Raw genomic sequence first — 14,234 nt, 5'->3', positions numbered from 1 at the left:
TTGAGCTGCGTCTGCCGGAGGAAGTTCAGCCCCAGGAACGTCGGCGATCCCGGCGTCCGGTTGCGCGTGAACAGGTCGCATATTGATTCTCGAGCGTCGCGCTGTCGTAGCAGCTATTGACGATGTCCTGCGCAGCCACCGCGCTGATCGCGTCTTCGATCTCGATATTGTAATAGTCCGCCGACAGCACCAGTCCCGGGATGAAGCTAGGTGCGAGCACCCCGCCGAAGGTGTAGGTGGTCGCCGTCTCTTCGCGCAGGTCGACGTTGCCGCCCGTCGTGCCCGAGAAGCGAGCGGTCAGTGGATCGACGAACCCGGCCGGCAACCCGTCGGCGGCGCAGTTCGCCCGCCGCCGCGCGGGGTCGACGGCCGTGCCGACCTGGTCCGCGTCGCATGGGTCGGCCGGGCGGAACACCGCGCCCTGCTGCGGATCGAACAGCTCGGCGATGTTGGGCGCGCGGATCGCGCGGGCGTAAGTGCCCCGGAACCGGATCTCGGCAATCGGCGCGTACACGCCGTTGACGTTGTAGGTGAAGGTCGTGCCCACCGTCGAATAGTCGGAGTAGCGGGCGGCACCGCTTATCTCCAGCTGTTCGAAGAAGGGCCGCTTCGACAGGATCGGCACGCGCAGTTCGCCGTACACCTCTTTCACATCGTACGCGCCGCTCGTGTCGAATATCCGCGTCTGCGCGTCGAAGGTCAGCGCCTGGTTGCCGCTGATATCGCCGATGAACGTTCCCGCTGCGCCCGCAGGCGACCCGGCGGGCAGCAACCCGAGCTCGAGCGGGTCGAACCGCGTCCGGCTACGCTCCTCCCGGTACTCGCCGCCGATCGCAAACTGCACCGGCCCGCCCGGCAGCGTCAGGAACGACCCGGTATTCCCGACCAGGCTGGCCGCCGCCACGAACTGCTCCAGCCGCACCCGCGTCGTGGTCGGGGCGGTGATGAACGCGACCGCCGCCGGACTGACCGAGTTCGGGCCGTTGAAGAGCGACGCGGGCCGGCATTGGCCGTCGCCCGGCGTGAAAGTGAAGAACCCGCCGTCGATCGTCGGAAAGAATTCGCTACCCCGGTACGGCGTCCGGTTGACGTCGGACCGGCAGCGCGGACCGTTCGGCCCCTGCACCACGTCGATCGATGCGAACAGCCGGTCGTAAAGCACCGTGTTTTCGGACGTCACCGCGGAGTCGGTGCGGCCGTAATTGGTCGAAATCTCATATCGCAGTTCGGGTGCGATCTCGCCGCGCAGACCGCCGACGATACGGTATGTGTCGCGGTTCGAGCGCGCTTTATTCAAACCAAGATCGGTGAAGTCGCGCGACACCCGCAGTCCGCCCGCCGCGACCGCGTCCGCGCGCAGCACCGCCGGGATGAACGGGTTGTCCGGCGCGACATAGAGCGAGTCGTAGAAGGTGTTGTATGGGTTCGACGTCCGCGTCTCGGTACGGACGTATTTTCCCTCGAAGAAGGCGGTCAACGCGTCCGAATAGTCATAATGGCCGAGCAGGTTTATGTTGGCGCGCATGTTCTTCGGGGTGAGCGACTGAGTGTCGAACCGCTCGGCCGCGCCGTCGCCTCCGAACTGGTTCGACCCCGACGCAATCACGCCGTCGCGGAAGATGCGCACCGTTCCGTCGGCCTGCGAGACGTAGCAGCCCCCGAAGAAGTTGGGCACCGTCGTCGCGCCGATGAACGACTCGTTGCAGTCCTGCACGCCGTTGCGGTTCACGTCCGCCGTGAAGCCCTGGTAATCGTCGCGGGCGATCAGCCCCGATGTCGACGAGATCGCGAATGCCGGGAACCGCTGGAACGCCAGCGACGACGATCCCGCCGCGCGGTCGATCAGCGCCTGCTCACCCGCCGTCGGCGTCCGCCCGCCCGCGAAGATCGCGGCATAGTCGTCCGTGCCGGGCAGCGGTACGCGGAAGCCGAACGGAAACCGCTCGTTCGCCACCGTATAGAAGGACGCGAAGTTGGGCGTCGCACCGCCGATGTCGCCCTGCTGGAAACGGCGCGCCGGGTTGGGATAGGTCAGGCCTGAATTGAATCGGCCGTTATCGCGGGTGTAAGACCGGTCGCCCTGCAGCAGCTCGTCGATCGTCGAATATGTGCCCGCGAGCGTGAGGTTACCCCGGCCCTCGTCGAAGTTCTTGCCGATGGCCAGGTCGGCGGTGAACGCCCGCCCATCGCCCTGGTCGGAGATCCCTTGCGTCAAGTTCAGGTCGAGGCCGTCGAAATCGTCCTTGAGCACGAAGTTGACGACGCCCGACACCGCGTCCGCGCCGTACACCGCCGACGCGCCGCCGGTCAGGACCTCGACCCGCTCGATCAGTACGTTGGGGATCGTCGAAATGTCCACCGTCTGCGAACCCGGGACGGCCGCGACGTGCCGACGTCCGTTGACCACCACCAACGTCCGGTTCGCGCCGAGGCCGCGCAGATCGAGCGCCGAGACGCCCTGCGTCTGGCCCGCTTGAGCGCCGCCGCGTTCGATCGAGTCGCCGATCGTGGTGGAATTCGACAGCGAAGGCACCTCGCGCAGCGTCTCGCCCACATCCACCTGCCCCGTCGAACGCAGGTCCGCCGCCGTCACCGTGCTGATCGGCGAGGGTGCGATCTCGTTCGCGTCGCGCGTCAACCGGCTGCCCGTCACGACCACGTCCGCCGCGGTCTCCGCGTCCGGCGCGGGGTCGAGCACCGTCTCGCCCTGCCCGCCCGAGGCCGCCGTGCCTACCGGCACGTCCTGCGTCTGCGCTGCGACCGGCACCGCCAACGCCCCACCCCACGTCAGCGCGAGCGCGCTTCCCACCAGCAGCGCCGTCCGGCTGCGATCCCGTGTTCCAACCATGTTTTCGACCCCTTTTCACCGCACGCGCAACCGTCACCGCCGATGTCCACACACCGACGATCGTCTATTCCTCCGCCCTTCAAGGGCAACGACGCGACCAGCTTTCACGAAGTGGGTTCTGCGCCGCCTTACTGCGGTGCAGCAAGACTGACGCGTGGACGCCGGACGGTCAAGCCGCCGGTCGACGCTCCCAATGACATCAAGCAATCAACCAACGCTTACCCTGGTGACCCCGGCTTGGAATCGACGCGCGCACGAATGAGGCCGCGTCCGTCGCCGGACGCGGCTTCTCCCACCCTTTTCGGTTCGCCCGGATCAGTAGCGGTAGTGATCCGGCTTGAACGGCCCCTCGACCGGCACGCCGATATAGCCCGCCTGCTTGGGCGTGAGCTTCGACAGATGAATGCCCAGCTTTTCCAGATGCAACGCCGCGACCTTCTCGTCTAGGTGCTTGGGCAGGACGTACACCTGGTTCTGGTAGTTCTCGCCGCGCGTCCACAGCTCGATCTGAGCCAGCACTTGGTTGGTGAAGCTCGCGCTCATCACGAAGCTCGGATGCCCCGTCGCGCAGCCCAGATTGACCAGCCGACCCTTGGCCAGCACGATGATCTGCTTGCCGTCCGGGAATTCAACGAGGTCGGTGCCCGGCTTCACCTCGGTCCACTTATAATTCGACATGGCGGCGATCTGTATCTCGCTGTCGAAATGGCCGATGTTGCACACGATCGACATGGGCTTCATCGCCTTCATGTGGTCGGCGGTGATCACGTCGGCGTTGCCGGTCGCGGTGCAGAAGATGTCGGCGCGCGTCACCGCCTCCTCCATCGTCACGACCTCGAATCCCTCCATCGCCGCCTGCAGCGCGCAGATCGGGTCGACCTCCGTCACCATCACCCGCGCGCCGCCGTTGCGGAGCGACTGCGCCGATCCCTTGCCGACATCGCCGAAGCCCGCGACGCACGCGACCTTGCCGGCCAGCATCACGTCGGTCGCCCGGCGGATCGCATCTACCAGCGACTCCTTGCAGCCGTACAGATTGTCGAACTTCGACTTGGTCACGCTGTCGTTGACGTTGATCGCGGGGAAGGGCAGCTCGCCTTTCTTGGCGATCTCGTACAGCCGGTGGACGCCCGTGGTCGTCTCCTCCGACACGCCCTTCAGCGTGCGGACGGTCTCGGTCAGATAGCCCGGGTACTTGGCCACGAACGCCTTGAGCGCGCGCTGGAACTCGACCTCCTCGTCGTTCTCCGGCTCGCCGAACGTCTCGCCGCGCTCCAGCTTGGCACCCCACAACGCGAACATCGTCGCATCGCCGCCGTCGTCCAGGATGATGTTGGCGGTCTGCCCGGTCGTCCCCGCGCCCCAGTCGAAGATGTCGCCGACATAGTCCCAGTAATCCGCCAAACTCTCGCCCTTGATCGCGAAGACCGGCACGCCCGTCGCGGCGATCGCGGCGGCGGCGTGATCCTGCGTCGAGAAGATGTTGCACGTCGCCCAGCGGCACTCCGCGCCGAGCGCCGTCAGCGTCTCGATCAGCACCGCCGTCTGGATCGTCATGTGAAGCGACCCGACGATCCGCGCGCCGGTCAGCGGCTTGGATGCCCTGAATTCTTGCCGCAGCGACATCAGGCCGGGCATCTCCGTCTCGGCGATGCGGATCTCCGCCCGCCCGAACTCGGCAAGCGAGATGTCCTTGACGGCATAGTCGAGGGCCTCGGCCTTGAATGCGGTTGCCACGGTCGTTCTCCGAATATCGATGAAGCCGACCAAGACGCGCGGGTCGATCGGCACGGCGCGCACATAGCGGGCGGGGTAGCCCAAAGCAAATATAAAGAATTCTTTATATGATGTTTCCCACCCTCTCCCGCTTTTGCGGGAGAGGGACAGGCGCGTCAGCGCCAGGGTGAGGGCCGGACCTGTCGCCGGATAGACCCGCCCCTCACCCTCGCCGCGGCTGCGCCGCGTTTTTCCCTCTCCTGCGGAGCCGAAGGCGGGCGTAGCCCTACGCGGGAGAGGGTTCAACTGGTTCACGCCCTACCCGCCCCGCCCACCAGCAGCCGCGGGTCCACCCCCGCCGCCGCCAGCCCCGCCCCCCACCGCTCGGCGGCCGCGGTCGCATAGATCAGGTCGGTCCCGGCCTCGACATTCAGCCAGCCCGGCCTGACCAGCTCGCCCTCCAGCTGTCCCGCGCCCCAGCCGGCATAACCCAGCGCGATCGCCCAGCGTTTCGGGCCTCGCCCGTCGGCGATGGCGCGCAGGATGTCGACCGTTCCCGACATCGCCCACCGCCCGGCTACGTCCAGCGTGTCCTGCCCGCCCCAATCGTTCGAATGGAGCACGAAGCCGCGCCGCCGCTCGACCGGTCCACCCAGATGCACCGGCGCATCCGGCGCATCGCCCCGCGCGATCTCAAGCTGGTCGAGCAGCATGTGAAAGCCCAGGCCCTCGATCACCCGGCCCAGCCCGATCCCGACCGCACCCGCCTCGTCGTGCGCGCACATCGCGATCACCGCCCGCTCGAACCGGGGGTCGCCGATGCCGGGCGTCGCGAGCAGGAATTGACCGGCCAGATATCGCGGGTTCTCCATCATGACCGGTCTAACGCGTCCGACCCCGGATCGTCGCCCTTGAATTGCGTCCCGCCTTCGTCGAGGGCGACCCCAACCTGTCCCAAGGAGACTGAACCATGATCGCCGTCGGTGAACGCCTGCCCTCCGCCAGCCTCGTCAAGGTCACTCCGAACGGCCCCGAAGCCGTCGACGCCCAGGCCTACTTCGCCGGTCGCCGCGTCGCGCTCTTCGCGGTTCCGGGCGCCTTCACCCCCACCTGCTCCGCCCAGCATCTCCCGAGCTTCCTGACCCGCGGCGACGAGCTGCGCGCCAAGGGTGTCGACGAAATCGCCTGCACCGCCGTCAACGACGCCTTCGTCCTGGACGCCTGGAGCAAGCAGAACGACGCGGGCGACGTCACGATGCTTGCCGACGGCAACGGCCAATTTGCCGAGGCGCTCGGCTTAGCCGGCGACTCGTCCAAATACGGCATGGGCACCCGCAGCCGCCGCTACGCGATGGTGGTGAACGACGGCGTCGTCGAGCAGCTGCATGTCGAAGAGCCCGGCGAGTTCCGCGTCAGCTCCGCCGACCACCTCCTCGCCAACATGGCCTGAACTTGCCAGCCCGGCACCGGCGGCTTACCCGCCGCCGATGACCGCCGCAGACATTGTAGCCGAGCTCGACCGTCTCTACACCGCCTCTGTCGAGCGCCTGAAGGCCGCGCTCAACCGCTATCTGATCGACGGCGTGCCCCCCGCGCCCGAGCAGCGCGCCGACGGCTCGTTCGCCTACCCTGAGATCCGCTTGACCTATGCGGGCCAAGCGGACCGGCCCACCCCGCTCCGCTCGTTCGGCCGCCTCGTGACGCCGGGTGCCTATAGTATCAGCGTGACCAAGCCCGCCCTGTTCGCCGACTATCTAACCGAACAGCTCACGCTCCTGATCGAGGATTACGAGGTCACGGTCTCCGCTGTCCCCGGCCGCCAGGAGATACCTTTCCCGTATGTGCTCGATCCCGGCCACGCGCTCAGCCTCGACGCCGTCTCCGCCTCCGAGCTCGCCCGCTGGTTTCCCGCCACCGAACTCGCGCAAATCGGCGACGAGGTCGCGGATGGGATCCACATCGCCGGCGAGACCCGCCCGCTCGCGCTGTTCGACGGGCTGCGCACCGATTTCTCGCTCGCCCGCCTCCGCCATTATACGGGCACGCCGCCCGAGCACACGCAACGCTTCGTGCTGTTCACCAACTATCACCGCTATGTCGACGAGTTCGTTCGGTGGGCGGGCAGCCAACTCGGTCCGGACAGCCGCTACACGCTGCTGTCGGGCGCGGGCGGTGTCGAGATCACGGAGGCAGCGGACGTCGACCGCCTCGTCACCGACAGCGCGTGGCGGCGGCACCAGATGCCCGCCTACCATTTGGTCGCCCCCGACCGCACCGGCATCACGCTCGTCAATATCGGCGTCGGCCCGTCCAACGCGAAAACGATCTGCGACCACCTCGCCGTCATGCGTCCCGAGGCGTGGCTGATGATCGGTCACTGCGGCGGCCTACGTCCCAGCCAGCGGATCGGCGACTACGTCCTCGCCCATGCGTATCTGCGCGACGACCACATCCTCGACGACGTGCTTCCCCCCGAGATCCCCGTCCCCGCCATTGCCGAGGTTCAGCAGGCGCTCGCCCGCGCCGCCGAGACCGTGTCGGGCCAGTCGGGCGACGAGCTCAAGCGTCGCCTGCGAACCGGCACCGTCGTCACCACCGACGATCGCAACTGGGAATTGCGCTACTCGCGCTCGGCGCTCCGCTTCTCGCTCAGCCGAGCGGTCGGCATCGATATGGAGTCGGCCACCATCGCCGCTCAGGGTTACCGCTTCCGCGTCCCTTACGGCACGCTGCTATGCGTGTCGGACAAGCCGCTTCACGGCGAACTCAAGCTGCCCGGCCAAGCTAACCGGTTTTACGAGCGCGCGATCAGCGAGCATATGCGCATCGGCATCGAGGCGTGCGAGCAGCTACGCCGCGAGGGCGCGAAGCTTCACAGCCGCAAGCTGCGCGCCTTTGCCGAGCCGCCGTTCCGCTGATGGGGTGAACCGTCCCGAAGTCGACGCGTTACGTAACCGAACCGATCAGGGAGAACACCGATGGCAGACGATAACGACACTCCCGCCAACGACACAGGCGCTCCCGTCCCCCGTCGTCGCGCTTCCCGCAAGACCACGTCCAAGACGGAAGCGGTCAAGCGCGCCTCGCGTCCGGCGACCACGCCCGCCAAGAAGTCGTCCGCCAAGAGCACGGCCGAGCCGGTGTCGACGCAATCGTCCACCCCCACGCCGCAAAGCCGGCCCGACCGCTCCGGCGACACGCCGGGCAAGGCGACCGACGCGGTCGGCGGCAAGCGCGGTCTGATCGCGGGCGGCCTCATCGCGGCCGCCGCGGGCGCGGCCGCGGCGGCTCTCCTGGCGCTGCGCGGCTCGACGCCCGGAAAGAAGGCCGTCCCCGCGAACGACACGGGATCGAAGGCGCATCAGCCGGAAGGCACGGACTCGTCCGGGCAGATGGAGGCGATGATCGCGGATGAGAGTATGATCCCAGAAGCGCCCCAAGGCTAAGCGAAGCTTAGATGCGGATCAGGCGCGCACGCGGCCGGCGGGGGGTCGAGCTTGCACTCGACCCCCCAACCGACGGCGCGGCTTTGCCGCGACGCCCCACTTACCACCCAGCAGGCTGACCCTTATTCTGCCGGTCCAGCCAGACCTTGAGCAGCGCGAAGTACGCCGCCATTGCCTTGCCCGACATCACCCGCGACCCTGTGAATGCCTCCAGCGCGTCTGGCCACGGCTTCGATTGCCCCATTTTCAGCATCGCATCGAGCCGCTGCCCGACCGCCTTGTTGCCGTAGAAGCTGCACCGATGGAGCGGCCCCTTCCACCCCGCCTGCCGACACGCCGCCTCGTAGAATTGAAACTGCAGCACCCGCGCCAGGAAGTACCGCGCATAGGGCGTGCCCGCCGGAATATGGAACATCGCCCCCGGATCGAACCGCGTTTCGTCCCGCGCGATTGGCGGCTTCACACCCTGATAGCGCAACCGCAGCGCATCCCATGCCGCCTGGTATCCGTCCGGCTTGATCTCGCCGGAATAGACGCCCCAGCGCCACTTATCCATCATAAGCCCGAACGGCAGGAACGCGATCTTGTCCATGCCCTGGCGCAGCAGCAGCCCGATGTCCTTATCCGCGCTCGGCACCCGCGCGGGCGCGAGCAGATCGATCTTCACCAGATAATCGGGCGTGATCGACAACGCGACGAAGTCGCCGATTGCCTCGTGAAACCCGTCATTCGCGCCGTTCTTATACAAGTACGCCTGCCGGTTATATGCGCGCTGGTAGTAGTTGTGGCCCAGCTCGTGATGGATCGTCACGAAATCGTCGGCATTGACCTTGGTGCACATCTTGATGCGCAGATCGTCGATATTGTCGATGTCCCATGCCGACGCATGGCAGATCACCTCACGGTCCGCAGGTTTCACGATTTGTGATCGCTGCCAGAATGTCCCAGGCAATGGCGCGAAGCCGAGCGACGAGTAGAAGCCTTCGCCCGCGCGCACCATCTTAACCGGATCGTACTTGTTGGCGATCAGCAGCTGGCCGACATCGAAGCCCAGATCGCCCGTACCCGCCGGCGCGACCACATCGTAGATGTTGCCCCATTCCTGCGCCCACATATTGCCGAGCAGGTCGGCGCGGATCGGCCCGGACTTGGCCTGCACACCGTCGCCGTACTTCGCATTCAGCTTGGTCCGCGTATAGGTATGAAGCGACTTGTAGAGCGGCTCCAGATCGGCCCAGATCGCATCGACCGCCTTTGCGAGCTCGGCTGGCGGCATATCGTAGCCCGCGCGCCACATCGCGCCTGTGTCCGGAAAGCCCAGCTCACTCGCGCCCTCGTTCATCAAGGTCACGCTCTTGGAATAGTCGCCCCGCATAGGCGCGCCGACCCCGTCATGCCAGCTCGTCCACATCTCCCGGAGCTTGGTCGGATCGCGCACCTCGCCCATCGCCGCTTCGATGTCGGACCCATTGACCGGCTTGCCGTCCAAAGTGCCCCGGCCCTTGCCGTAGGCGGACGCCATCGCCGTGGTCAGCGTCGACAGCTCGACCGCCGCACCCGCCCGCGACGGTGCGGGGCTGGTGATCCCGCCGCGCAACAGCTCCAGCTTGCGCCGCGTATCCGCGTTCAGCCCGGGTGTCCGCAGATGCCGCGCCGCCTCCAGCCCGTACCGCACCGCCATTTCGGTGATCCGCGCGCCCGACTTGGCGGCGAGCGCGTCGGTGTCGTCGGTGATGTAGGTCGAATTGACCCAAGCCACGCGTGCCGCGTCGATCGATTCATCGGCCAGCGTCCTTTCAGCCTCAGCAACGAATGCGTCAGCCGCGGAAGACGTCGGCGTTGTAGTCTGGGCTTGGACGGGAACCGCCATTGCGCAGGCCAGCGCGAGGAGCGAAGCACTACGGATCATATGTGCGAACCTTTTCTGGAAGTCGTTCTCTACACGTTCTCCCTAACGCGTCGGGTCTGTCAAGCCGCCAGGAACGCGGTGATTGCCTGCCCAAGTTCCGGCTTCGTGACCGAGCTCATGTGCCCGCCCGGCACCTCGACATAGCGGGCGTCCGGCAGCACCTCGGCGAGCGCCGCCGCCGACCCGTTATCGAAATCCTCGGCCCCGCATACGACCAGCGCCGGTTGCGCGACCCGCTCCAGCAGGTCGCGCGGCGTGTCCGCAAACGTGTCCAGGATACCGAGCAGCGCGACCGGATCGCCCTTGGTCGTCTTGAGGAAGGCCTCGGCCAGCCATTCCGGCGTCCCGCGCTCGTGCTTGCCAAGATCGGTCAGGATATGCCGGAAATGCTCCGCCCGCCGCCCGGTATCGAGCAGCCCTTCCAGGCCCATGCCCGAGAACACCACCCGGCGCGGCGTCGCCCCCATCGCCAGCATTCGCGACACCGTCCGCGCGCCGAGCGAATAGCCGCCCAGATCATAGTCGGTCAGCCCCAGATGCTCGACCAGCGCGAACCCGTCCCGCGTCAACGCGTCGTGCGGGTAGGCCGCCGCCTCATGCGGCTTGTCGCTCTCCCCATGCGCCCGCAGGTCCGGCATAATGACCCGGAAGCCTTGCTCAGCAATCGCGGCCGCATGCCCATACCGTATCCAGTTCGTCTTCGCGTCCGAGAAAAAGCCATGGAGCAGCACTACCGGCCGTCCCTCTCCGAGCTCCCGCCAGGCGATCCGAACCCCGTCGAAGCTTTCGAGGAACCGCGTCTCGCTCGGCGCGACCATCACCCGCTCAGGCCGCCTTTTGCAGCTGCCGCCGCCCGAGCAGCTCCGCGATCTGCACCGCATTGAGCGCCGCGCCCTTGCGGAGGTTGTCCGATACGCACCACAACGACAGGCCATTCTCCACGGTCGAGTCCTCGCGCACGCGGCTGATGTAGGTCGCGAACTCGCCCACGCACTCGACCGGGGTGATGTACCCGCCGTCCTCGCGCTTGTCGTACAGCATCACGCCGGGCGCCTCGCGCAGGATGCGCTGCGCGTCCTTGGCGCTGATCTCGTCCTCGAACTCGATGTTGATCGCCTCGCAGTGGCCGACGAACACCGGCACGCGCACGCAGGTGGCGGTCACCTTGATCTTCGCGCCCATGATCTTCTTGGTCTCGACCACCATCTTCCATTCCTCCTTGGTCGATCCGTCGTCGAGGAAGACGTCGATATGCGGGATGACGTTGAAGGCGATCTGCTTGGTGAACTTGGTCGGCGTCGCCGGATCGCCGACGAAGATGTTGCGGCTCTGCTCGAACAGCTCGTCCATTCCCTGCTTGCCCGCGCCCGACACCGACTGGTAGGTCGCGACCACCACCCGCTTGATCCGCGCGAAGTCGTGGAGCGGCTTCAGCGCGACCACCATCTGCGCCGTCGAGCAGTTCGGGTTGGCGATGATGTTCTTCGCCCGGTACCCCTCGATCGCCTCCGGATTCACCTCCGGGACGATCAGCGGCACATCGGGGTCCATGCGGTAGAGCGACGAGTTGTCGATGACCACGCATCCCGCCTCCGCGAAGCGCGGGGCGTGCAGCTTGGTCGCCTCCGACCCGATCGCGAACAGCGCCATGTCCCAACCCGCCGGGTCGAAATGCTCGATATTCTTGACGGTCAGCATCCGCCCGGTGTCGCCATACTCCATCTGCTCACCCTGCGAGCGCGAGGAAGCGAGCACCGCGATCTCGTCGGCCGGAAACTCCCGCTCGGCCAGGATGTTGACCATCTCGCGTCCGACGCTGCCCGTCGCGCCTGCGACCACGATCCTGTAACCCATCTCGCTTCTCCGTTCGGGGCCGGACCTAAGCGGCGGTCCAGCCCCGCGCAACCTTACCTCTTGGGCTTGTTCTTCACCTCGCGGTCGAGGAAGTTCAGGATCGTGCCCCACAAATGCTCGCTCACGCCCGGTCCGCCGACCCGGTGAGTCTGGCCGGGATAGAGCATCATCTCGAACGGCACCGCCCCCGCCTGCATCCGCGCGGCGAAGGCGGTGGTGTTGTCGAGGAACACGTTGTCGTCCGCCATGCCGTGGATGACCAGCAGCGGATCGCTGATCTTCCCGACATCGCCGAGCGCGTTCGACTTCGCATAGGCGGCCGCGTCGGCCACCGGGCTGCCCATGTAGCGCTCGGTATAGTGCGTGTCGTACAGTCCCCAATCGGTCACCGGGGCGCCCGACACCGCTGCCGCATACGTGCCTGGGTTCGCCTGGAGCATCTTGATCGACATATACCCGCCATATGACCAGCCGTAGGTCGCGATCTTGCCCGCATCGACGAACGGCAACGTCTTCAGATACTCCGCGGCCGCCAGCTGATCGGCGACCTCCACGCTCCCCATCGCGCGGTACAGCTGGTCCTCGAACGCCTTGCCTCGGTTATACGAGCCGCGATTATCGATCTGGAACCAGATCCACCCCCGGTCCGCCAGATATTGCGGCAGCGCCCCGCGCCAGCTCCGCGTCACCGACTGGCCCGTCCCCGGCCCGCCATAATGCTGGAAGAACACTGGGTACTTCTTCCCCGGCACCATCGGCGGCGCGATCATTTCCCAGTGCAACGTCGACCCGTCCGCCGCCTTGATCGTCCCGAACTTGGGCGTGCTGTGGCTGGCCAGGTGCGGGTGGTACGGATGTCCGGCGACCACCGCATTCTCGTTGATCCAGGACAGCCGTTTGCCGCTCGCGTCCGCCAGATAGACCTGCGTCGGCTGGGTCGGGCTCGACCGCGAAACGATCAGCCGCTCGGCCTTCGCGTCCGCCACGACCGAGTGCGTGAACCCCCGCTCGGTCAGCCGCACCGGCTCGCCCGGCCGCTTCAGGTCGAGCGCATACAGATGCTGCTCGATCACATCGTCCTTGTTGCCCGTGAAGAACAACCGCCCGCGCGCCTCGTCCACCGCGACCAGCCCCGTCACGACCCACTCGCCCTTCGTCAGCTGCGTCCACTTGCCGCCGACCCGGCTATACAGATGCCCATACCCGTCGCGCTCCGACCGCCAGATCAGGCTCCCGTCCGCCATCGGCCGGTAGGCGTCGGACAGATTGACCCAGCTCCGCTCGCCCGACTTCTCGCTGAACAGCAGGGTCGATTTGCCGGTCGCGGGATCGACCCGCAGCATGTCGAGCCGCTTCTGGTCGCGCGTTTGGCGCTGCACCAGCATCGCCGACCCGTCGGGAAGCCAGTCGACCCGTGCCAGATAGATGTCGGGATCGGGCCCCAGATCGACCTTGACCCGCCCTCCCCCGTCCGGCCGCATCACGAATAGCTCGACCAGCGCGTTGGGCGTTCCCGCCGCCGGGTAGCGCTGCTCGTAGGTGCTCGTCCCGCTCGTCCCGATCGCCGCGCGCACGGCGACCTTGACCGACGCCTCGTCGAACTTCTCCACCGCGACATACCGCTCGTCGGGCGACCACCAGTAACCCGTGCGCCGGTCCATCTCCTCCTGCGCGACGAACTCCGCCTCACCGAAATAGACGGTACCCCGCCCCTCCGTCGTCAGCGCCCGCGCGTTCCCGCCTGCGAGCGGCTGCACGAACAGGTTCTGATCGCGGACGAAACTTACATAACTTCCCTTGGGGCTGACTACCGGGTTCAGCTCGCCGCCCGCGGTCTCCGTCAGCCGCCGGACGTTCCCGTTCAGCCCCGCGAGGTATAGGTCGCCGTCGAGCGGCACCAGGATCGACCGCCCGTCCGGTGCCCAAGCATAAGTGACGATCCCAGTCTTGCCCGTCAGCGAGCGGTCGCGCTCGCGCTGCATCTTCTCCGCCTCGCTCAGCGCCGCGCCCGTGCCGACCTTCCTGGAATCGACCAGCATCCGCGACTGGCCGGTCTGCGTGTCGAGCGCCCAGAGGTCGAACCGCTCCTTCTCGTCCGCGCGGTTCCGCAGCGACGTCAACAGCGCCCCGTCGGGCGACAGCCGGAGCGACTGCGGCTGTGTGCCCGACAAGTCCGGATTGGCGAACACCCGCTTGAGCGTCAGGTCGCCCGGCCGCGCGGGCACCTCGTCAGCCGCCATCGCCGCCGTACCCGCACTCGCAAGCGCCAACCCCAACAACCATCCGCGCATCCCTGTCACCTTCCGCACACATCGTACGCGGGGAAGTAGCGCACAGACCGCCAAGCGCACCAGCCCTCTCCCGCTTTCGCGGGAGAGGGAAAGACGCGCGTAGCGCGGCGAGGGTGAGGGCCGGACCTCTCCGGGCGAGGCGCGCCCCTCACCCTGGCGCTGACGCGCCT

General features: G+C 66.9%; 10 protein-coding genes. 3 read left to right on the top strand and 7 right to left on the bottom strand.

Translation table 11 applies throughout. The features are described 5' to 3' along the window. Positions 1 to 25: 25 nt before the first annotated feature. The 3 genes from ACFE7F_RS02955 to ACFE7F_RS02945 form a co-directional block, all read right to left on the bottom strand. Positions 26 to 2,848: a TonB-dependent receptor domain-containing protein gene (locus tag ACFE7F_RS02955; protein WP_375402352.1), complete on the bottom strand. Its 2,823-nt coding sequence runs from the start codon at positions 2,846 to 2,848 to the stop codon at positions 26 to 28. A gap of 315 nt (positions 2,849 to 3,163) precedes the next feature. Next, a complete protein-coding gene (ahcY, locus tag ACFE7F_RS02950; protein WP_375402351.1) occupies positions 3,164 to 4,585 on the bottom strand; it encodes an adenosylhomocysteinase in 1,422 nt (473 codons plus the stop codon). A gap of 290 nt (positions 4,586 to 4,875) precedes the next feature. Then, the gene (locus tag ACFE7F_RS02945) at positions 4,876 to 5,436 is read right to left on the bottom strand and encodes a YqgE/AlgH family protein (RefSeq protein ID WP_375402350.1); all 561 of its coding nucleotides are present in this window, start codon (positions 5,434 to 5,436) and stop codon (positions 4,876 to 4,878) included. A 98-nt stretch (positions 5,437 to 5,534) separates the two neighbouring features. Here ACFE7F_RS02945 and ACFE7F_RS02940 point away from each other — a divergent pair, with 98 nt between their 5' ends. From ACFE7F_RS02940 to ACFE7F_RS02930, 3 genes are read left to right on the top strand one after another with little or no spacing between them, the layout of a single operon-like run. Continuing rightward, positions 5,535 to 6,014 (top strand): peroxiredoxin, encoded by a 480-nt coding sequence (locus ACFE7F_RS02940; RefSeq protein WP_375402349.1) that lies wholly within the window; start codon positions 5,535 to 5,537, stop codon positions 6,012 to 6,014. Positions 6,015 to 6,051: 37 nt separating this feature from the next. Further along, positions 6,052 to 7,482, top strand: coding sequence for an AMP nucleosidase (locus ACFE7F_RS02935; protein ID WP_375402348.1), 1,431 nt, complete (start codon positions 6,052 to 6,054; stop codon positions 7,480 to 7,482). 60 nt (positions 7,483 to 7,542) lie between these two features. Beyond that, positions 7,543 to 8,010 carry a hypothetical protein gene (locus ACFE7F_RS02930; RefSeq protein WP_375402347.1) on the top strand — a complete coding sequence of 156 codons (468 nt, stop codon included), beginning with the start codon at positions 7,543 to 7,545 and terminating at the stop codon, positions 8,008 to 8,010. Positions 8,011 to 8,110: 100 nt separating this feature from the next. Here the strand turns inward: ACFE7F_RS02930 and ACFE7F_RS02925 are convergent, their stop codons facing one another. Genes ACFE7F_RS02925 through ACFE7F_RS02910 form a run of 4 tightly spaced genes read right to left on the bottom strand, consistent with a single transcriptional unit; the run spans position 8,111 to position 14,064 of the window. Continuing rightward, positions 8,111 to 9,919 carry a M2 family metallopeptidase gene (locus ACFE7F_RS02925; RefSeq protein WP_375402346.1) on the bottom strand — a complete coding sequence of 603 codons (1,809 nt, stop codon included), beginning with the start codon at positions 9,917 to 9,919 and terminating at the stop codon, positions 8,111 to 8,113. 59 nt (positions 9,920 to 9,978) lie between these two features. After that, complete coding sequence (locus tag ACFE7F_RS02920) at positions 9,979 to 10,737, bottom strand: alpha/beta fold hydrolase (RefSeq protein ID WP_375402345.1); 759 nt, start codon at positions 10,735 to 10,737, stop codon at positions 9,979 to 9,981. 7 nt (positions 10,738 to 10,744) lie between these two features. Then, the gene (locus ACFE7F_RS02915; RefSeq protein WP_375402344.1) at positions 10,745 to 11,773 is read right to left on the bottom strand and encodes an aspartate-semialdehyde dehydrogenase; all 1,029 of its coding nucleotides are present in this window, start codon (positions 11,771 to 11,773) and stop codon (positions 10,745 to 10,747) included. A gap of 53 nt (positions 11,774 to 11,826) precedes the next feature. After that, positions 11,827 to 14,064, bottom strand: a complete 2,238-nt coding sequence (locus tag ACFE7F_RS02910) for a DPP IV N-terminal domain-containing protein (protein WP_375402343.1) — start codon at positions 14,062 to 14,064, stop codon at positions 11,827 to 11,829. Positions 14,065 to 14,234: the final 170 nt, after the last annotated feature.

Origin of the sequence: uncultured Sphingomonas sp., assembly GCF_964235535.1 — a bacterium.
GTDB lineage: Bacteria > Pseudomonadota > Alphaproteobacteria > Sphingomonadales > Sphingomonadaceae > Sphingomonas.
This window is presented reverse-complemented; position numbering and strand designations above follow the sequence as displayed.

What these genes read in the sequence shown, in the direction of transcription:
- ACFE7F_RS02955 (WP_375402352.1), bottom strand. Translation starts at nt 2,848, where the DNA reads ATGGTTGGAACACGGGATCGCAGCCGGACGGCGCTGCTGGTGGGAAGC.
- ACFE7F_RS02945 (WP_375402350.1), bottom strand. Translation starts at nt 5,436, where the DNA reads ATGGAGAACCCGCGATATCTGGCCGGTCAATTCCTGCTCGCGACGCCC.
- ACFE7F_RS02940 (WP_375402349.1), top strand. Translation starts at nt 5,535, where the DNA reads ATGATCGCCGTCGGTGAACGCCTGCCCTCCGCCAGCCTCGTCAAGGTC.
- ACFE7F_RS02935 (WP_375402348.1), top strand. Translation starts at nt 6,052, where the DNA reads ATGACCGCCGCAGACATTGTAGCCGAGCTCGACCGTCTCTACACCGCC.
- ACFE7F_RS02930 (WP_375402347.1), top strand. Translation starts at nt 7,543, where the DNA reads ATGGCAGACGATAACGACACTCCCGCCAACGACACAGGCGCTCCCGTC.
- ACFE7F_RS02925 (WP_375402346.1), bottom strand. Translation starts at nt 9,919, where the DNA reads ATGATCCGTAGTGCTTCGCTCCTCGCGCTGGCCTGCGCAATGGCGGTT.
- ACFE7F_RS02920 (WP_375402345.1), bottom strand. Translation starts at nt 10,737, where the DNA reads ATGGTCGCGCCGAGCGAGACGCGGTTCCTCGAAAGCTTCGACGGGGTT.
- ACFE7F_RS02915 (WP_375402344.1), bottom strand. Translation starts at nt 11,773, where the DNA reads ATGGGTTACAGGATCGTGGTCGCAGGCGCGACGGGCAGCGTCGGACGC.
- ACFE7F_RS02910 (WP_375402343.1), bottom strand. Translation starts at nt 14,064, where the DNA reads ATGCGCGGATGGTTGTTGGGGTTGGCGCTTGCGAGTGCGGGTACGGCG.